15 protein-coding genes and 1 pseudogene are annotated in these 19,822 nt (G+C 41.4%); 15 read left to right on the top strand and 1 reads right to left on the bottom strand.

Going from position 1 to position 19,822, the window contains the following annotated elements; genetic code table 11:
• The first annotated feature begins 26 nt into the window (after positions 1–26).
• From NXV01_RS21300 to NXV01_RS21250, 12 genes are all read left to right on the top strand, one after another.
• Positions 27–1,433 (top strand): DUF5121 domain-containing protein, encoded by a 1,407-nt coding sequence (locus tag NXV01_RS21300; RefSeq protein WP_259023194.1) that lies wholly within the window; start codon positions 27–29, stop codon positions 1,431–1,433.
• 31 nt (positions 1,434–1,464) lie between these two features.
• On the top strand, positions 1,465–4,032 hold the full coding sequence (locus NXV01_RS21295) for a glycoside hydrolase family 2 protein (RefSeq protein WP_259023193.1): 2,568 nt from the start codon (positions 1,465–1,467) through the stop codon (positions 4,030–4,032).
• 45 nt (positions 4,033–4,077) lie between these two features.
• Positions 4,078–6,171 carry a hypothetical protein gene (locus NXV01_RS21290; RefSeq protein ID WP_259023192.1) on the top strand — a complete coding sequence of 698 codons (2,094 nt, stop codon included), beginning with the start codon at positions 4,078–4,080 and terminating at the stop codon, positions 6,169–6,171.
• Between the two features lie 72 nt (positions 6,172–6,243).
• Positions 6,244–7,200 (top strand): DUF4380 domain-containing protein, encoded by a 957-nt coding sequence (locus NXV01_RS21285; RefSeq protein WP_259023191.1) that lies wholly within the window; start codon positions 6,244–6,246, stop codon positions 7,198–7,200.
• A 72-nt stretch (positions 7,201–7,272) separates the two neighbouring features.
• Positions 7,273–7,587, top strand: a complete 315-nt coding sequence (locus NXV01_RS25935; protein ID WP_148364922.1) for a hypothetical protein — start codon at positions 7,273–7,275, stop codon at positions 7,585–7,587.
• 87 nt (positions 7,588–7,674) lie between these two features.
• Entirely contained in the window at positions 7,675–9,834 is a 2,160-nt protein-coding gene (locus NXV01_RS21280; RefSeq protein WP_234132902.1) for a TonB-dependent receptor, read from the top strand.
• Positions 9,831–10,322, top strand: a complete 492-nt coding sequence (locus tag NXV01_RS21275) for a DUF4625 domain-containing protein (protein ID WP_004309723.1) — start codon at positions 9,831–9,833, stop codon at positions 10,320–10,322. The genes NXV01_RS21280 and NXV01_RS21275 overlap by 4 nt, the downstream gene beginning before the upstream one ends.
• A gap of 156 nt (positions 10,323–10,478) precedes the next feature.
• Positions 10,479–11,078 (top strand): cytochrome c nitrite reductase small subunit, encoded by a 600-nt coding sequence (gene nrfH, locus NXV01_RS21270; protein ID WP_148364925.1) that lies wholly within the window; start codon positions 10,479–10,481, stop codon positions 11,076–11,078.
• 39 nt (positions 11,079–11,117) lie between these two features.
• Positions 11,118–12,599, top strand: a complete 1,482-nt coding sequence (gene nrfA, locus NXV01_RS21265; RefSeq protein WP_004304071.1) for an ammonia-forming cytochrome c nitrite reductase — start codon at positions 11,118–11,120, stop codon at positions 12,597–12,599.
• Positions 12,600–12,611: 12 nt separating this feature from the next.
• Entirely contained in the window at positions 12,612–13,847 is a 1,236-nt protein-coding gene (locus NXV01_RS21260) for a cytochrome c biogenesis protein ResB (protein ID WP_259023190.1), read from the top strand.
• Positions 13,844–14,635 carry a cytochrome c biogenesis protein gene (locus NXV01_RS21255; protein ID WP_074557958.1) on the top strand — a complete coding sequence of 264 codons (792 nt, stop codon included), beginning with the start codon at positions 13,844–13,846 and terminating at the stop codon, positions 14,633–14,635. The genes NXV01_RS21260 and NXV01_RS21255 overlap by 4 nt, the downstream gene beginning before the upstream one ends.
• Before the next feature lie 29 nt (positions 14,636–14,664).
• Positions 14,665–15,945, top strand: a complete 1,281-nt coding sequence (locus NXV01_RS21250; protein ID WP_259023189.1) for an alginate export family protein — start codon at positions 14,665–14,667, stop codon at positions 15,943–15,945.
• A 151-nt stretch (positions 15,946–16,096) separates the two neighbouring features.
• On the opposite strand, the gene NXV01_RS21245 is transcribed toward NXV01_RS21250, so the two are convergent.
• Positions 16,097–16,786 (bottom strand): Crp/Fnr family transcriptional regulator, encoded by a 690-nt coding sequence (locus tag NXV01_RS21245; protein WP_143259630.1) that lies wholly within the window; start codon positions 16,784–16,786, stop codon positions 16,097–16,099.
• Positions 16,787–17,018: 232 nt separating this feature from the next.
• Between NXV01_RS21245 and NXV01_RS21240 the strand changes: the two are divergent.
• The 3 genes and pseudogenes from NXV01_RS21240 to NXV01_RS21230 form a co-directional block, all read left to right on the top strand.
• Positions 17,019–17,462, top strand: a pseudogene (locus tag NXV01_RS21240) (site-specific integrase); the annotation flags it as partial.
• 137 nt (positions 17,463–17,599) lie between these two features.
• Positions 17,600–18,340 carry a TetR/AcrR family transcriptional regulator gene (locus NXV01_RS21235; RefSeq protein ID WP_259023188.1) on the top strand — a complete coding sequence of 247 codons (741 nt, stop codon included), beginning with the start codon at positions 17,600–17,602 and terminating at the stop codon, positions 18,338–18,340.
• A 371-nt stretch (positions 18,341–18,711) separates the two neighbouring features.
• A complete protein-coding gene (locus tag NXV01_RS21230) occupies positions 18,712–19,776 on the top strand; it encodes a toxin-antitoxin system YwqK family antitoxin (protein ID WP_259023187.1) in 1,065 nt (354 codons plus the stop codon).
• Positions 19,777–19,822: the final 46 nt, after the last annotated feature.

Genomic DNA, 19,822 nt, shown 5'->3' with positions numbered 1-19,822 from the left:
CTTTATTAATCTTTAAATGAAGAAATATGAAAACGAATTTATATAAGCTTGTTTCATTCTATATATTTATCGGGTTACTGGCTGTTTCTTGCCAGAATCAGGATGAAATGTTTTTCGATCCGTCTGCCGAAGCACCTGTCATTGGAAAGTTATCCTTGAATCAGGAACAGTTGCAATATGGTGGGTCGGTAAAATTAAACGTGGAGGTGACGGATGCAGATGCCTTGTCGCATGTAGAAATACGCTTGGTTGCCAATCAGGCGGTGCTTTATTCCAAAACTCTTCCGGGAAATAATCAAAAGACATTGAAAGTGGAAGAAGAAATCGAAGTGCCGTTCGGACGTTTGTGTGGCGAGCAACTTGCTTCTCTGGAGGTTGTGGCTACAAATAAAAATGTGAAAACAGCAGAACAATCTTGCGAGATTCCATTGGAAAGGCCGGATTTTGCACAATTATATGTAGTGGTTGGTGAAACAGGGGAAGAAATTGTGCTGCAAAGGGATGAAAGTAATCCGTTAACTCCTTATTTATATAAGGCTACTGTAGACTTGCCGAATAATACAAATGTGTTTATATATAGCGAGCCGGAAAAGAAAGGAATGGTATGGGGATTTGATGCCAGTACGAATACTTGTGAGTTGGCTTCGTCGCGTCCGGTTTCCCTTTGTGATTCACAGAGTACGGAAGAGAAAGTGAGAGAGGTGGTATTCGATGCTTTTTCTTTTGAGATTTCACCTCTGAAAAAGGAAATGACGGTAAATGATGTTGTCTTCATGCTGTATAAGAAGAATGCGTCGGATAATGATTTTGTAAATAATACACTTCGTGCCCAGAATGTTTCTTTGACAAACGGTGAAGAAGTGAGGACAGAATTGATTGATCTCAATGCGTTGAAGTTTGATCCGGATTTCTTTAAACTGGAAGGAGATAAGTTGATGTATATCGGGCAGACAGGTAATGTGACGTTATATATGAATACGATGTTCAACTTTGTTTTTGTAGAGAGTGCGGAAAATCCGTTGACTACTAATGTTTCCTATCCGGAGGTTTTGTTTGTGAATGGTTGGGGAATCGGTCGCCCGGAATTGTGGAGCTATAATCCGGATTGGGATTTTAATAATGCGGTTATTTTCCGTAAGGTTTCGGAAGATGCTACCCAAACAGTTTACTCGCAGACTGTCATTGTCAGTAAATGGGTTCAATTCAAATTCTATAATCAAAAAGACTGGGGAGGTGAGTTCTCTTGTCCGAATATAACGTTTGAAGATGACAACTTTAAAGCCGTAGAAGAAAGCGGTAAACCGGGAAATTATAATATATCACCTTCGTTGGGCGATGATACGAGTTATAAATCAATTACATTTATTGTTCCGAAATCGGGAAATACAACTCATTTCCGGAGTACTATTCTGGTAGAGAGTGACCTGGATTGAGCAATCACTTATCATTAAACTAATTTGTATTATGCATAAAAAGATTCAATATATATTATTGCTTATGTTATTTACCTGTTTGATATCTGTTACGGCGAAAAACAAAAGCCGGATCAGTCTGAATGATGAATGGCAGTTCAAGCAATCTATATCTCAAAATTGGCTCCCGGCACAAGTGCCCGGAGCCGTACATACCGATTTGATGAATAATCGTATGATAAAGGACCCGTTTTACGGAGTGAATGAGAAATCCCTGCAATGGATTGGAGAAAAGGACTGGGAATATAAAAAGACTTTCACAGTAGACGAGGCTCTGCTTCAAGCACCCAACGTACAGCTTGTTTTTGCCGGACTTGATACGTATGCCGATATTTATATCAATGATTATATGGTGATGAAGTGTGACAATATGTTTCGTACATGGACTTTGAATCCTCTTCCTTATTTGAAGAAAGGGGAGAACACTATCCGCATCTATTTCCATTCTATATTTAAGGTGGATATGCCTAAGTACCTGGCATCTCCTTTCCAGTTGCAGGCATGGCCTAATAATGATCAGTCAGATATTATGTTAAGCCTTTATGCCCGCAAAGCCGGATATAATTATGGGTGGGATTGGGGTCCTCGTTTGATTACTACCGGTATTTGGAGAGATGTTTATCTGGAATACTGGGATGATATCCATATCGATGGGACTCAAATTATTACCCGGAAACTGGAATCGGGAAAAGCGAAGATGGAGGCTGTTTGTACGGTGATGAGTGATGAAGATACGAAGGCAACGTTTACGGTGGAATATGATAAGAAAGAGGCTGTTCGTAAACAAGTAGCATTGACTAAAGGGATGAACACGGTGCGAGTAGACTTCGAAGTGAAGAATCCTGAATTATGGTGGACTAACGGATTAGGCAATCCCCGGATGTATGATTTTGATATTGTATTAGATAAAGAAGGACATAAGGTGACAGACCGTGTAAAGACGGGTATCCGTACATTGGAAATAGTTCGTGAAAAAGATGAACAGGGGCAGTCGATGTTTGTGAAACTGAATGGAAAAGCGGTCTTTATGAAAGGAGCCAATTATATTCCTTTGGATAATTTTCCGAACAGGGTGCCTGAAAGTTGGTACGAATATATCATAAAGTCGGCAGCTGATGTGAATATGAATATGTTGCGTATTTGGGGCGGAGGTATTTATGAGATGGATGCGTTTTATGAGATGTGTGACAAATACGGTATTCTTGTCTGGCAGGATATGATGTTTGCCTGTGGCATGTTCCCCGCTGACGAGCATTATTTGAATAGTGTGGCCGAGGAAGTGAAGGACAATGTGAAACGTTTGCGTAATCATCCTTGTATTGCACTCTGGAATGGAAACAATGAAAATGAGATTTCATATTTTGGATGGGGATGGAAAGATCGTTATACGCCCGAAGAAGACAGAATTTATCAGAGTAATCTGCATAAACTCTTTTATGACGTAATTCCGGAAGCGATACAGGCTGTGGATGAAACGAGGTATTATCACCCGACATCTCCTGTGACCGGCTATAATAATATAGATTATAATATGGGAGATGTACATTTCTGGTCTGTCTGGAAAGGAGGATGGCTTGAAGAATATACGGAAGCTAAAAACATAGGTCGCTTTATGAGTGAGTATGGTTTCCAGTCTTATCCGGAGATGCGCACCATCCGTCGTTTTGCAAGTGAACATGATTTGCGTTTGGATTCGGAAGTTATGTTGTCTCATCAGCGTGCCCGCAATGACCAGACCCGTGATCCGAATTTCGGGAATAATATGATGAAGATGTATATGGAGAAATATTTTAAAGTTCCTGATGATTTTAGTGAATTTGTTTATATGAGCCAGTATTTGCAGGCGGAGGCGGTGAAGATCGGAATTGAAGCTCATCGTCGTGCAAAACCCTACTGTATGGGAACACTTTATTGGCAGATTAATGATTGCTGGCCGGTAGCTTCGTGGTCGAGCATTGATTATTATGGCAGATGGAAGGCTTTACAGTATTATGCCCGTGATGCTTATGCTGAGGTATTGGTTTCTCCTTATGCTTCCGGAAAACAAGTTGTGTTCAAAGTCATTTCCGATCGTTTACAAAAGATGAAAGGAGAGTTGGAGATAACGACTCTGACCTTGGAGGGACAGACGGTGTTCTCAAAGAGAGTTTCACTTGAATTGGGTGCTAATGGGTGTGAAGATGTGGCTTCGATAACAACTACGGAACTTTATGGAGGTAAGAAAGAGAACGAAGTTTTCACTTATGTGACGTTGAATGAAAATGGTAAAACGGTTTCTTCGAACATCTATTATCCGGTCTATTCCAATCAATATGCTTATTCAAAGGTAGCTCCTGTTATAACGGTGGAGAAGACCAATGATGGAGTCAATTTACGGCTTCGTTCTTCTGCACTGATTAGAGGGCTTTATCTTTATGTAGATGACGATGAAAGTTTCTTTGAGCAGAATTACGTAACGCTGATACCGGGAAAAGAGGAAGTGGTTCAGGTGAAGACTCATCTTTCAGCGGCGGCTTTTGAGAAGCAATTGAAATATCTCTCGGTAAATCAAGTCAATTGATTGTGAAATGTATATCTCAATCGGACCTATTAATACATAATAAAAATGAAGAAGATAATGAATAATATATTGGCAGCTTGTCTGCTTTCCAGCCTGATAGCTTGCACTTTGGATGATCCCTATATGCCGGTTAATCCAGAAGAAAAACCGGCTCCTCCTGTGGTTACGGAGTATCAGCCTATCGCTTTAACGATAGGGGCTAATGGTCGTTTTGATGTTTCCGGTTCCTCTGTAAAAATAGGGTTAAACGGGAAGAATTCTACTTATGGTGTTTGTCTGCCACAGATTGCGCAGGGACATTTTATTGCGGAGGTAACAGCTGATAAAACAACTAACTTTGGCTTGGCTATTGTCCGGGAGAAGAACGGGAAACCGGATTTCAATAATTATACTTCGGTGAGTGTGTGTACAGAATCCGGTGTGTCGACCGTACGGGTATTGGATCGTCAGGACGGAATAGATAACGTTTTGGATAATACGAAGAAGATAAATAAAAACGATTATTCTTTCCGTTATTCCATACCTCTCAATAATAGCTATTTTTCTGTTCCTTTTACAGCTTCTACAGGTAAGGCACGTATCATCAGGAATAAGATATCCGGTTTCTTTCATTTTTATGTGAGTGTTGGAAAAGAAATTGATGGGAAATTTCATGAGAACTGGATTGAACTTGCTCAATCGAAAGATTGGGGAGGACAGGGACAGAACTATTTTATTTGTCCGATAGTCAGGAATGGTAATGAAAACTCGACAGAAGTGAACTTTTCAGATATTCGTTTTGAAGAGTTTTCGGCTGAAGATGTCGTGGAGTCCTCTCCGGAATTTGATGTAAAACAGCGTAATTTTACATGGGCTGGCTTTCCGGGTGATGCAATGGTAATCAGTTTCAATCCGAAACATTGCCCGGCTGCTGCACAAAACAGACAATTTGTTTTCTGGTCGGAGGCAAACTTTGTACCTGCCTGGCACATGAGCAATGAATTGCTTTATTGCTATGAGTTTGCTGAAACATGGTCGGATTTGAATAAAGGATGTTTTGAGCCGATGTCGGATCGTTTGTTAGCGTATGCAAAAGTAGATATCATAGAGAATAACAAAGTACGGAAAGTGGTTAAGTACCATTATGCGTTGGTAAATCCGGATTATAAGGCTCCTTATCCTGACGGGATATATCCGGAAGTAGACGAGTATTATACTTTCTATGCTGACGGAGTAGGTGTGAGACGCATCGAGTATATTCAGAAACAGGCGGGACAGGCTTATTATCGCTATCATGAGTTGAGTGAACCCATGGTTATTTCCGGCAGTTCATCCATTCCGTCAGATCATGTGAAACAACCGGCTTTTAGTATTTCTAATCTTTCAGGCAACCGGTATGATCTTTATCCGGCTAAACCATTTGATGAAGTCAACCAGAATGTGAAAAACTGGAAAGAGCAAATCTATACTGCTCATTTAAATAATGCTCCTGATGCTTTTTCTGTTTTCTCTTATACTCCCGAACGTCCGGAAGTCTCTCCGTTGCCGATTGAGAATGACTTGACCTGGCATGATATAAATTATCAGATGTCTCATTGGCCGGTAGATAAACAACCCTATTTAAATGCCCGTTATGGGGATTATGATAAGTCGACGGCTACCTGGCCGTCACAGGTCTCTCATTCTTCTTTGATTGGTGTGGAGGCTAAAGGGGACGTTTCCTGGAATACTGCTTATCAGATTAATTCGGATGGAAATAAATATAGAGTATATCTGATGCTGTTGGGTATCAATCAACCTGATGCGGCTTCTGATATAGATGCGTATACAAGAGGATGGCTGTATATGGGAAGTCCGACGAATCTGAACGGAGTTTCTTATAATCCGGATGTAACAGGGTATTCCAAACGGGAGATGGTTTTGATGAAAACGGCAGGTACGGAAAGTTGCCAGTTTACTTGTAACCCTACCGGTGCAGTGAAAAATCCTGTATTTAGAATTGATAATTGGATCGGAAGCGGAAATGTAACGGTCAAGGTTGATGGAAAGGCATTGGTGTCTGATAGTGACTATTTGAGTGATACAGTAGGAGGAAGCCTCGTAATCTGGCTTAATAAAACAATATCTTCTACATTCTCTGTCGAAATTATTCCGGTATAAAATGATCCTTTGGAGAGGACTTTTCAAATCCTCTCCAAAGGATTTTAAATGAATCAAGAGAGGTTGGCTTTTATGAGATATATACTATTCATTCTTTTGTTTTTTCTCTGTTTATCCTGTTCACATCGTCCGGTTCAGGAGGTTGATACAGTTTTTTACAGAGGGTGGGAGAACTGTCTTAAGCTATCTAACAGGGTTGTTTCCGTTATTGTTAATCCGACGTATGGCGGACAAATTCTATATTTCGGCTTAGAGAGTCGTGGAGATAATATATTGTGGAGTGATTCTGTTATCAACGGCTGGACTGTAGAGAACTATATACGAACAAGACGAAGTCCTGATGCCGGTAGATTTGATATCGGTAATGAACGTAAAACGGAGAATATCCATGATTCAATTTGGGCAGGACCTTATCAAACCTTTGTTGAGGAAGATAAATTGCGCTTGGTCAGCCATCCATCACAGGCGATGGGTATTCAGGTGGAGCGGATTTACTTTTTGGAAGAGAACCAGCCGGTTCTGCATATTAAACAGCGAATGTCTAATATATCAAATGGGGAGGTTGAATATTGTTTTTGGACACGTACATTACTGCCTGCCGGTGGTATTTACTATTGTGAAGCGATTCCAAATTCACAATATCCATTGGGATTTAGTGAGATTTCATTGTCAGCAGATACATTAATTCCCTCTCATCATTTGCAGGAACGTATTCATGTAGAGAATCGTTATTTTACAGCCTTTCCCGGAGGAGACGAGCAAAAGAAATATGGGATAAATACTACAAACGGTATGTATTTTTATCAGTTCAATGATTATTTGTATATCAAACAAAATAAGTATGTTCCGCAGGGGAAATATGATAATAATTTGCGGGTGTGCTTTCCTAACATGATTTATTTTAATGATGAATTTTTGGAAATGGAACCGAACAGTCCTATGGTCAAGCTAAAGCCGGGAGAGGCTTATGAATATGAGGAGATTTGGACATTAAGGGAGTTGAACTCTATTACTGATAACACATATTAAGACTGATTATTTGCTGGTTCTTTTTCATACCGGTATATTTGTCCCGCTATTCTATTAATCAATAGAGAGAGAATGTATCAAAAGAAAAATATAAGGGTATATATAGCATGGATGTTATTCATGACATTCATTCCTTTCTTTGTAGTGAAGACCTTTCACTATCATGGAAGTGAGGATGAAAAGTCGTGTTCCCATGCAAAGCATTCCCATAATTCTTCCGATGATTGTGCGATATGTAAATACTCTCTTTCTCTTTTCACGGAACCTCAATTAATAGAATATCATACTATACTGACGCTCGTGCCCTACGAGCCGGTTATTTACCAGGATAAGGTTGTTTGCAAACCAACTTATTCGCATCATTTACGCGGGCCTCCGTTCGCATGATTACATACTCATATTTTCAATGGAGATAGATTGGCTTTCAATCTATCCTCACATTCATTTTACACATTAAATAAAAGATTGTAATTGATGCGTATCGGAATTATTTCGGGCGTAATAGGGTTATTTGTAACCTTATCCGTCCATGCACAGAAATCCGATTCAATCAAGAGCATGCTTTTGCCTGATGTTGTGGTAACCGAAACGTACCAGCAACGTCAAGTAAAAAAGTCTGCCCTTACGGTTGATGTAGCCGATCAGGATTTTTTGCGCAAACATTTTACAGGAAACTTCATGCAGGCGATGGAGAACATTCCCGGAGTACAGGCAATGGATATTGGTTCGGGCTTCTCCAAACCGATGATTCGCGGAATGGGATTCAACCGGATTGCTGTATTGGAAAACGGAATCAAACAGGAAGGACAACAATGGGGAGCTGATCACGGACTAGAACTGGATGCTTTCAATATCGGAGCAGTCAATGTATTGAAAGGACCCTCCTCACTGCTCTATGGCAGTGATGCAATGGGAGGAGTGATTGATGTTGTTCCACCGGCTGTTCCTGCTGATAATCGTGTGTTCGGAGATGTCACACTGCTAGGTAAATCAGTCAATGGAACCATCGGAGGATCACTGATGCTGGGAATCAGGAAGAATGCCTGGTACTCCTATATCCGTTATTCGGAACAACATTTCGGTGACTATCGTATTCCGACGGACTCTATTGTCTACCTGACACAAAGAATTCCCATATATGGGCGTAAACTCAAGAATACAGCAGGCATTGAACGTAATATCGGACTTTTTACCCAATATCAACGAAGAGCCTATAAAGCGAATTATGCTGTGAGTAATGTATATCAAAAGACGGGATTCTTCCCGGGGGCACATGGCATACCCGATGCGTCACGTGTGGAAGATGATGGAGACAGCCGTAATATTGAATTGCCATTCAGTAAAGTGAATCACCTGAAAGTGACTACCCACCAGCAATATGCATGGGAGAAACTGATCTTGTCAGGCGATTTAGGTTTCCAGAACAATCACCGTGAAGAGTGGAGTGCTTTCCATACTCACTACGGTTCGCAACCCGCACCGGAGAAAGACCCCGACAAGGAACTTGCTTTTAATCTGAACACTTTCAGTGCTTCGGTGAAAGCTCGTTTTATTGGTTCTTCTTCGTGGGAACATACATTGGGGTGGGATGGACAACATCAACGGAACGACATTTCCGGCTATTCGTTTTTACTGCCTGAATATCGCCGTTCCACTACCGGAATGCTTTGGCTTACGACATACAGACCTAACAATGTGTTTTCAGTCAGCGGAGGAGTGCGATATGACTACGGATATATGAATATCTCTTCGCATGAAGATGCTTACCTTGCCGATTATCTTCGGAAACAGGGCTATGATCCGGAACAGATAGACTTCTACAAGTGGAACAGTCACTCTGTGAATAAGCACTACGGTGATTATTCTCTTTCTCTGGGACTGGTATGGACTCCCTCCGACAAGCATCTGGTAAAGGTGAATATCGGGCGTAGTTTCCGCCTGCCCGGTGCGAATGAGTTGGCTGCCAACGGTGTACATCACGGCACTTTCCGCCATGAACAGGGAGATGCAAACCTAAAGTCCGAACAAGGCTGGCAACTGGATGCTTCTTATCATCTGAAGTACCGGGGAATTTCTTTCTCCGTCTCTCCATTTGTCAGTTGGTTCAGCAATTACATCTTTCTGCGTCCTACCGGAGAGTGGTCTGTATTGCCTCATGCCGGACAAATCTATCGCTATACCGGAGCGGAAGCGCTATTTGCAGGAACTGAAGCTACCGTAGATGTTGATTTTCTGCGCAACTTCAATTATCGGATTTCCGCTGAATACGTTTACACCTATAATTGTGATGAACATATTCCATTGAGTTTCTCGCCACCTCCTGTCATGCGCAATACATTAACCTGGCAAAAGAATCGGTATATGTTGTATGCAGAATGGCAGAGCATTGCCCGGCAAAATAGAGTGGACCGTAACGAAGACCGTACAGCCGGAGCAAACCTCTTTCATCTGGGTGGTTCATTGAATATTCCGATAGGTGGAAACAACGAGATTGAAATCACCCTGACCGCCCGGAATATATTCAATACCCGATATTACAATCATCTTAGTTTTTACAGGAAAGTTGAGATCCCCGAACCGGGACGTAACTTCCAGATATTAATCAAAGTTCCATTTAAAAAATTACTGAAATGAAAAATAAATTCTATCTCCCAATGATTAGCCTTTTGGCAACAGTTACTTTCATGTTTTCCTCTTGTGATAATGATGACTCCAGCGATACGACCAAACCTCTGATTGAACTTCACGAACCGGAAGAAGGTCAGGCTTTGGAGATCGGAAACGAACATGGGGTTCATTTTGAAATGGATTTGTCGGATGATGTCATGCTGAAATCCTATAAGATTGAAATTCATAGTAATTTCGACCACCATTCACACGGAGGTAATAGCAGGGCTGCACAGGAAACAGTAGATTTTAGTTTCAACAGATCCTACGATGTGTCCGGACAGAAAACCGCCCATATTCATCATCACGATATTGTAATACCGGCCAATGCTACTGCAGGAGATTATCATTTGATGGTTTATTGCACGGATGCCGCAGGTAACGAATCTTATATCGCGCGCAATATTAAATTGAGTAATGAGGTGGAAGACGAAGACCATCACCATGATGAATAAGATAGATTGCAATACATAAGGAAGGAATGTCTACTATCCATAGGACGATAGATAGACTGTTTTTTTGTAATGAGTATTTTTTCTTTTGAAAGGTGTAATATCTATTACACCTTTTTTGTTTCCAATCCTTTACTTTTGTGAAAAATACTTTTTCATATGATGAAGTTTCCAATAATAAATCGACTCTTTCCTTCTTATAAATGGAAGGTAGCGGCTGTCATCATTGGCGGTGTTATTGTGGGTGGAGGAGCACTGTTTATGTATATGCTCCGGGCGCATACCTATCTTGGGGATGACCCGGCTGCGTGCGTGAATTGCCACATTATGACTCCTTACTATGCAACTTGGTTTCATAGTTCGCATGCCCGGAATGCCACCTGCAATGATTGTCATGTGCCGCATGAAAATGCTGTGAAGAAATGGACCTTTAAAGGTATGGACGGTATGAAACACGTGGCTGCATTTCTTACCAAAAGTGAGCCGCAGGTCATTCAGGCTCATGAAGCCAGTTCCGAAGTGATTATGGATAATTGTATCCGTTGTCATACACAACTCAATACGGAATTTGTGAAGACGGGGAAGATCGATTATATGATGTCACAAGTAGGAGAGGGGAAGGCTTGCTGGGATTGCCATCGTGATGTTCCTCATGGTGGAAAGAATTCTCTGTCCGCTACTCCGGGAGCGATTGTTCCTCTTCCGGAATCGCCTGTTCCCGAATGGCTCCGGAAGATGGTGAATCAGAAAGATAAATAAGAAATGAAATACGTAATAAAATAATAAAACCGATATACAATGGAAAAGAAATTAAAATCATGGCAAGGATGGCTGTTGTTCGGAGGTTCAATGGTCGTTGTATTTGTTTTGGGATTATGCGTTTCTGCGTTGATGGAACGGAGGGCGGAAGTTGCCAGCATTTTCAATAACCGTAAAAACGTTATCAAAGGGATTGAAGCACGGAATGAACTGTTTAAGGATGACTTTCCCCGTGAATACCAGACTTGGACGGAGACTGCAAAGACTGACTTTGAGAGTGAATTTAATGGGAATATTGCTGTAGATGCTTTGGAAAAACGTCCTGAAATGGTGATTCTATGGGCGGGATATGCTTTCTCAAAAGATTATTCCACTCCACGGGGACACATGCATGCCATTGAGGATATTACGGCATCTTTGCGTACCGGTTCGCCCATGAGCCCGACCGAAGGTCCTCAACCGTCTACCTGTTGGACTTGTAAGAGTCCGGATGTTCCCCGTATGATGGAGGCATTGGGTGTCGATTCTTTCTATAACAATAAATGGGGGGCTATGGGCGCTGAAATTGTGAATCCTATCGGATGCTCCGATTGCCATGATCCCGAAACAATGAATCTTCATATCAGTCGTCCCGCTTTGATAGAGGCTTTCCAACGTCAGGGTAAAGACATCACTAAAGCTACTCCGCAGGAGATGCGTTCATTGGTATGTGCACAATGTCATGTGGAATATTATTTCAAAGGGGATGGCAAATACCTGACTTTCCCTTGGGACAAAGGTTTTACGGTAGAAGATATGGAGGCTTATTATGATGAGGCCGGTTTCTATGATTATATTCATAAATTGAGCCGTACTCCGATTCTGAAAGCGCAGCATCCTGACTATGAGATTTGTCAGATGGGTATCCACGGACAGAGAGGTGTCTCTTGTGCCGATTGCCACATGCCGTATAAGAGTGAAGGTGGTGTGAAATTCAGCGATCACCATATCCAAAGCCCGTTGGCTATGATTGACCGCACCTGTCAGGTTTGTCACCGTGAAAGTGAAGAGACTTTGCGTAATAATGTGTACGAACGCCAGCGTAAAGCGAATGAAATCCGTAACCGTCTGGAACAGGAATTGGCAAAAGCACATATCGAAGCTAAATTTGCCTGGGACAAGGGTGCCACAGAAACACAGATGAAAGATGTGCTCGCACTGATTCGTCAGGCACAATGGCGTTGGGATTTCGGAGTAGCTTCACACGGAGGTTCTTTCCATGCACCGCAGGAAATTCAGAGAATTCTTTCTCATGGATTGGATCGTGCCATGCAAGCCCGTCTGGCTGTATCCAAAGTATTGGCGAAGAACGGATATACGGGAGATGTTCCGATGCCGGACATTTCAACAAAGGCAAAAGCACAGGAATATATCGGCTTGGATATGGATGCTGAAAGAGCGGCTAAGGAGAAATTCCTGAAAACAACTGTTCCGGCATGGTTGGAGAAAGCGAAAGAAAACGGTCGTCTGGCACAGAAATAAGAGAGTTTATATATGTGGAGCAAACCATGGAGTTATAAAGAAGGGCTGGTGATTGGCGCAGGATTACTGGTGATAGGGTTATTGCTGCAAATGACAGTGGGAGCCATACATTGGGATCTGTTTGCCTGTCCGGTCAATGTGATTGTGTTAGTGGTTTATATCATTGCTTTGCTAGCCATGCACCTTCTTCGCAAACGTATCTATTTATTCGGATGGTTGAGTCATTATTCCGCTGCTGTCTCGTCTCTATTGTGGGTGGTCGGCATGACGGTGGTGATGGGACTGATCCGGCAAGCTCCTTCCGGTCATGCTCCGGCTGATCTGCTGGGGTTTTCGCAGATGATTTCTTCCTGGCCTTTTGTCCTGCTCTACTTTTGGATGGTCACCGCCTTGGGGCTGACAATCCTTCGCACCGGTTTTTCTTTGAAGATCAGCAGGATTTCTTTCCTTCTGAATCATATCGGATTGTTTATTGCACTGATAACAGCCACTTTGGGAAATGCCGATATGCAAAGGTTGAAAATGACAACCCGGATGGGAAGTGCCGAATGGCGGGCTACGGATGATAAAGGTCAACTGATTGAGCTTCCGCTGGCTATCGAACTGAAGGATTTCACAATCGACGAATATCCTCCGAAACTGATGTTGATTGATAATGAAACCGGCCGTACGCTTCCCGACAAATCTCCTGTACATGTATTGTTGGAAGAGGGAGTGACAAATGGCAGCTTGCAGGATTGGCAGCTAACTATCGAGCAATCTATTCCGATGGCTGCTTCTGTGGCTACCGAAGATACCTTGAAGTTTACAAAATTCTATTCGATGGGAGCGACTTATGCTGTCTATCTGAAAGCAGTCAATCAGAAGAATCAAACAACCAAAGAGGGATGGGTAAGCTGTGGTAGTTTTCTTTTTCCCTATAAGGCAATCCGGCTGGATTCTTTAACCAGTATTGTAATGCCGGAACGGGAACCGCAGCGATTTGCATCGGAAGTGAAGATTTACACACAAGAAGGAACGATCACGGAAGGAACCATTGAAGTGAACCGTCCGATGGAGATAGAAGGTTGGAAAATTTATCAACTTAGTTACGATGAAACAAAGGGACGATGGAGCGATGTCAGTGTTTTCGAGTTGGTTCGCGATCCGTGGTTGCCGGTTGTTTACACAGGAATTATAATGATGATGGCAGGAGCCATCTGTCTGTTTGTCAGCGCACAAAAGAGGAAAGAGGAGGACAAAGCATGAGTTGGGAATACTTTATACTATTTGCAATAGCTGCACTGGTTTGTTGGGCTTTGGGAGCTTTTGCTGCCTGGAAAGGTACAAAACCGGGATGGGCTTATGGATTTACTTTCTTAGGTCTGGCTATTTTCTTCAGCTTCATTATCGGAATGTGGATTTCATTAGAACGTCCTCCGATGCGGACAATGGGAGAGACACGGTTGTGGTATTCTTTCTTCCTTCCGTTGGCGGGATTGATAACCTATGCACGCTGGAAGTATAAATGGATTTTAAGTTTCAGTTGCATCCTTTCATTGGTCTTTATCTGTATCAATATCTTCAAACCGGAGATTCACAATAAGACGTTAATGCCTGCTTTGCAAAGCCCGTGGTTTGCCCCTCATGTCATTGTGTATATGTTTGCTTATGCTATGTTGGGAGCGGCGACGGTGATGGCTGTCTATCTGCTTTGGTTCAAAAAGAAGGAGATTGAACGGAAAGAAATGGATTTGTGTGACAACCTCACCTATGTAGGTCTGGCATTTATGACATTAGGTATGCTTACCGGAGCTATCTGGGCAAAAGAAGCCTGGGGACATTACTGGGCTTGGGACCCGAAAGAGACTTGGGCGGCAGCTACCTGGTTCGCTTATCTGGTGTATATCCATTTCAGATTAGGCAAGCCATTGAAGGCACGTCCTGCGTTGATTATTCTGTTAGTATCATTTGTCCTGTTGCAAATGTGCTGGTATGGAATCAATTACCTTCCGGCCGCGCAAGGAGTCAGTGTGCATACTTATAATTTAAATTGAAATATCGTATCACTAAAACTTCAATATCAATGAAAACATTTTATTGGTCATTCTTGCTTATGCTATTGCCAAGCATGGCATATACACAAAACACGGAGAAAGAGAATGAATTTACGATGTCTATGCAAATCAGACCTCGTGCGGAGTATCGGAATGGTGCACTGACTCCACGGGATGAAGGGGTAGCTCCTACCTCTTTCATCAATAACCGTGCACGCCTCTCGATGGATTATAAACGTTCGGATTTGGAACTAAAGATGTCGGCACAGCATGTCGGTGTTTGGGGACAAGACCCGCAGATTGAGAAGAATGGGCGTTTTATGTTGAATGAGGCTTGGGCGAAACTGAACTTTGGTGAAGGGTTCTTTGCTCAACTGGGACGTCAGTCATTGATTTATGATGATGAACGTATTTTGGGAGGACTGGATTGGAATGTAGCGGGGCGTTACCACGATGCATTGAAGCTGGGATATGCCAATAAAAATAATGAAGTCCATCTGATTCTTGCTTTTAACCAGAATAATGACAATAGAACAAGTGGAGGTACTTACTATGATTCTTCTACCGGACAGCCATATAAGAATATGCAAACTGTCTGGTATCATTATAAAGCGGACAATGTTCCGTTTGGAGCTTCTTTGTTGTTTATGAATCTGGGATTGGAAACGGGCGATAAAGCCACGGATGATTCTCATACCCGCTATTTACAAACAATGGGTACTTACCTCACTTATAAGAATAGCAACTGGAATCTGGATGGTGCTTTCTACTATCAGATGGGTAAGAATAAAGTGGCGGAGAAAGTTTCAGCTTTGATGGGTAGCATACAAGCCGCCTATACGTTTAATCAGACATGGGGAGCCGTAGTTAGTTTTGATTATTTAAGCGGTGATAAAGGAAATGGCGGTAAGTATAAGGCTTTTGATCCTCTTTATGGGACCCATCATAAATTCTATGGAGCAATGGATTATTTTTATGCTTCTACATTTGCAAATGGTTATGCACCGGGATTGATGGATGCTCGTATCGGAGGTCGTTTCCGTCTATCTGACAAGGTGGATATGGAACTTAATTACCATTACTTTAGTACAGCAGTTAAAGTTCAGGACTTAAAGAAATCATTAGGTTCGGAAGTTGATTATCAGATAAACTGGTCAATCATGAAAGATGTGAAACTCTCTGCCGGATATTCTTTTATGCGTGGCACGAAGACAATGGATATTGTGAAAACAGGTAATCATAAAAGCTGGCAGGACTGGGGTTGGGTATCATTGAATATCAATCCGAAAATATTGTTCGTAAAATGGTAAACCCAAGGAAATAATAAGAATTAAATAGAGAGAGAATTTTTGAAAAGTTTTGAGTTTATAAAATCATCCTTACTACACATATTGCAGTAAGGATGATTTTTTGTTTTAGAGACTTCCCTGATAATTATCTTTATTGTTATGGAATAGATTATTACAGATATTTCTCTAAAGTTATTTGATCTAAAATCTCTATTCGTTTTCCTTCCATAGTGACAAGCCCTTCTTTAATCATCTTATTGATTTCCTTAGATAGGGCGGGACGTGATACATTTAAGTATTCGGCAAGTTGGGATTGAGTATGCATGATATTTACCACCAATGAATCTTTTTTCTTATGTTCATATAGATAAACAATGAATCTTTCCCGTACGGTTTTGCGTGAAAGAGGTTTCAGGCGGGATACGGTACAGATATTGCAATTTCCTGCTATGCAAAGAAAATTATGTAATACTTGTGGATCCTGACTGATTACTTTGAAAGTTGACTCTTTTGTTGCCATGAGTAATATGCTGTCTTCCAAGGCTGTGAATGTAGCTGGCAATGTGTTGTTTGTATTGAATAGGTGAGGAGTAGCAAAAGTTCGTGGAGCAATGATATATTCAATCATTACTTCGTTTCCAAGTCCGTCTATAATGTCTGTGCGTAGTTTTCCTTCTAATAATACATATAATTTATTGCATGGGGTACCTTGGGTTACAACAATCTCTTTTTTTTCTGCTGCATAGATAACAAATTCAAGTTTCTCAAGCAAAGAAAGTTTGATATTCAGAGGTAAATCCCGAAAAAGAGGGATTTGAAACAGCTTATCTTTATGAGAGTCAGTCAGTAGTATTTTCTTCATTGTATTATATTGTTCGTATCCTGAACAAAGATATGAATTAAAATTGAGACTTAGCGCAAAGCGTAGTAATAAGGCTGACAAATAGCGATTTAGGCGAGAGAAAGAACAGAACAGAACGCCATCCGAAACCAACAAAAAGCCAAGTGAGGACAAAGTTACATTACTATCCCGTTACTTTCTTTTGGCAGGCAGATGATTGCAATATAGTTTTCAAAGTGCTGAGTTACATGGATTTCAAATGCTAAATAACGGTTGGCTACAGTGTGATCCGTTCTACGGGTACAGCATCACAAAAGAAGAAACCAAACGGGGCTTTCTGACAAAAGAGGAAATCACACTGCTTATCAACGGCACGTTCAAGAAGAAAAGCTATGAATTGATTCGTGACTTGTTCATTTTCTGCACATTCACAGGGTTAAGCTGGACGGACATGTATCACTTGACGAAAGAGAATCTGGAAATATCCTTTGACGGTCATCTGTGGATTAAGACCAAACGCCAGAAAACGGGTACGGAAAGTAACATCCGTCTGTTGGAAGTTGCCAAACATATCATAGAGAAATACGAGGGTATGGCGAAAGACGGCAAACTGCTGCCCGTTCCCTGCTATCCCAACTGCAAAAACGAATACCATAATACAAGTATGATTGAAGGGATAAATAAGCAAATTAATTAGTCTATTATCTAAATATCAAGCCACCATTGGCGTTATCTTTATCACCAATATATTGCTTGTAAAGTGTAAAACACCTATATTTGCAATAAAACCATCTATAGAAAAGCAGATATAGCCAGTATAAATACAATATAAGAATGAAGCAGGAAGAGAAAAAAACTCGAAACAGACGGACTAATGAACAATTAGACAGGGATGTAATGTCCGAACTCGAAAAACTCGTGGCGGAACAGGGTTTCGGCAATGTCAATCTAAGCACCTTGACGAAAGCCGCAGGGGTGGAAGCCAACGTATTCTATAGAAGATACGGTTCGATGGATAATCTCTATGACAAACTTGCCAAGCAATATGACTTCTGGATAAACAATGCCATCGATATTTCCAACTTGAATGTATTGGGACCTAAAAAGTTCTTCGCTGAAACACTCAAGATACTCTTCAAGAACTTGTCTGATAATCCCGTTATGCAAAAGCTGTTGCTTTACGAAATGTCAGTTGTCAATGATACCACAAAAAGAACGGCGGAAACGCGAGATGTCATGAACCTTAATTTGATTACATATTACGAAACGCTGTTTAAACCTGCAAAAGTCAATATTAAAAGTATCGCTGCAATCCTAATCGGAGGAATTTACTATTTGATACTTCATAAGGAGTGTGCCAAAATCTGCACGATAGACTTTAATACCCCGGAAGGAGAAAAAGCCTTTTCAGAGGGAATAGACTTTTTGACTGATACCATTTTCAATAGATTGGAAGCGTATGAAAGAGACAGAAACGCAGTCCGGCAAATGCTGGCTGACGGCATAAGCGAGTTAAAGGTATGCAAATACATGGGCATCAGCAAGAATGACTTGAAAATGTTGCTCTCAAAGTAACCACGGTACAACTTTTTATATAGCCATATCAAATATGGCTATATTTCTTTTTCGTACAATGCGATTGGGATAATCATGTTTCCATTTTTAAAAGGATTCGGATGAAATAATATTCAGCTATAAATCAATAGATTGAGGGTAGTTTAGTTATGTGCTCATCCGAATCACAGGCATATTAATTTAGCTCAAATCCTATAATAATTAAAATGTATATTATATTTATAAGCAAAATACTTTTCTTATAATTTATTTGTATTACTTTTGTCGGTTGAGTATTAGCCCGTCATAGCAACCAAGAATTGCAGGTTGCCTGGACGGGCAAAAGGACTATACACTAATTAAATGAAACTCAAGTAATACAATAAAAAAATATGAAAAAAATTATGTTACTGCTCCTTTTCGGAGTAATGGTACTCACGAGTACGGCACAGGAAAAAGTTTACCAAATAGAAGAAATCACTGTTATCAACTATGGGGATGGTCGGATGCTCTTTCGCTTGAATAATGAAGAAAAGACCCCGCTCAACGGCTCTCACCGCCTGATTGACGGCTACCACTCGGAGTACATTCTCGCTGACTTTAAGGATGGCATGTATCATGGTAATTACCGACATTTCAAAGAGAACAAACTACTTGAAGAGTGCCGTTACAAAGAGGGAAACAGGGATGGATTATACAAGCGCTATTATGGTGACGGACAGACCGTGCAAAGTGAGCGAACGTTTATAGACGGCAAAGTGGATAGCGTGAGCAGGACATATCACTCGAACGGCAAAGTTGAAACAGAAAAAGTATATAAGTTAGGGATTGAAGATGGTTATGACCGCCGATACGACAGCGACGGCACTCTGACGCTCGACGAATGTTATAAAGACGGTAAACGCGATGGCAAATGGACTGAACATTTGTCGGGCAACGTAGGTGATGTGACTCGCATCAGTTTCTATAAGAACGGCTTGCCCGATGGTCAGTGGAGCGAAACGTGGAAAGACGGCAAGCCCCGTAGCAAAAGTAGCTATAAAGACGGCAAAAAAGAGGGTGTCTGGATTAGATATGGTAAAGGCGGCAAGCCCGAAAAGTCCACCACTTACAGAAACGATGAAAAGAATGGAGAAGAGATTACTTATTTCACTGACGGCACTCCTGAAAAGTCGTCAAACTACCTCAATGGCAAATTGAACGGAGTAACAAAGGAATTTTATTTTGGATCAGGCCAATGTAAATCGGAATATACTTTCAAGAACGGTAAGCGTGAAGGAGCATATAAACGTTACTTTGATACCGGAAAGTTGCGGGAAGAGGGCCGTTGTGAAGCTGATAGCGAGGTCTATCGCAAGGAGTATTACGCTAACGGCAAGCTCAAATCGGTTGCCGAGCGCAAGGGCGGAGGCTGGAATACCATTGAAAGATATGATTCGGAGGGTAACAAAGAGTAAATATTATAATATCCCTATTCCAAGCAGGTAATATTTTGGCAATTTT

It is taken from the genome of Bacteroides sp. BFG-606 (assembly GCF_024788145.1).
Classification (GTDB): domain Bacteria; phylum Bacteroidota; class Bacteroidia; order Bacteroidales; family Bacteroidaceae; genus Bacteroides; species Bacteroides vicugnae.
Note: the sequence above shows the minus strand (reverse complement) of the source record. Positions and strands in the feature narration are given on the sequence as shown.

What these genes read in the sequence shown, in the direction of transcription:
- NXV01_RS21300 (WP_259023194.1), top strand. Translation starts at nt 27, where the DNA reads ATGAAAACGAATTTATATAAGCTTGTTTCATTCTATATATTTATCGGG.
- NXV01_RS21295 (WP_259023193.1), top strand. Translation starts at nt 1,465, where the DNA reads ATGCATAAAAAGATTCAATATATATTATTGCTTATGTTATTTACCTGT.
- NXV01_RS21290 (WP_259023192.1), top strand. Translation starts at nt 4,078, where the DNA reads ATGAAGAAGATAATGAATAATATATTGGCAGCTTGTCTGCTTTCCAGC.
- NXV01_RS21285 (WP_259023191.1), top strand. Translation starts at nt 6,244, where the DNA reads ATGAGATATATACTATTCATTCTTTTGTTTTTTCTCTGTTTATCCTGT.
- NXV01_RS25935 (WP_148364922.1), top strand. Translation starts at nt 7,273, where the DNA reads ATGTATCAAAAGAAAAATATAAGGGTATATATAGCATGGATGTTATTC.
- NXV01_RS21280 (WP_234132902.1), top strand. Translation starts at nt 7,675, where the DNA reads ATGCGTATCGGAATTATTTCGGGCGTAATAGGGTTATTTGTAACCTTA.
- NXV01_RS21275 (WP_004309723.1), top strand. Translation starts at nt 9,831, where the DNA reads ATGAAAAATAAATTCTATCTCCCAATGATTAGCCTTTTGGCAACAGTT.
- nrfH (WP_148364925.1), top strand. Translation starts at nt 10,479, where the DNA reads ATGATGAAGTTTCCAATAATAAATCGACTCTTTCCTTCTTATAAATGG.
- nrfA (WP_004304071.1), top strand. Translation starts at nt 11,118, where the DNA reads ATGGAAAAGAAATTAAAATCATGGCAAGGATGGCTGTTGTTCGGAGGT.
- NXV01_RS21260 (WP_259023190.1), top strand. Translation starts at nt 12,612, where the DNA reads ATGTGGAGCAAACCATGGAGTTATAAAGAAGGGCTGGTGATTGGCGCA.
- NXV01_RS21255 (WP_074557958.1), top strand. Translation starts at nt 13,844, where the DNA reads ATGAGTTGGGAATACTTTATACTATTTGCAATAGCTGCACTGGTTTGT.
- NXV01_RS21250 (WP_259023189.1), top strand. Translation starts at nt 14,665, where the DNA reads ATGAAAACATTTTATTGGTCATTCTTGCTTATGCTATTGCCAAGCATG.
- NXV01_RS21245 (WP_143259630.1), bottom strand. Translation starts at nt 16,786, where the DNA reads ATGAAGAAAATACTACTGACTGACTCTCATAAAGATAAGCTGTTTCAA.
- NXV01_RS21235 (WP_259023188.1), top strand. Translation starts at nt 17,600, where the DNA reads ATGAAGCAGGAAGAGAAAAAAACTCGAAACAGACGGACTAATGAACAA.
- NXV01_RS21230 (WP_259023187.1), top strand. Translation starts at nt 18,712, where the DNA reads ATGAAAAAAATTATGTTACTGCTCCTTTTCGGAGTAATGGTACTCACG.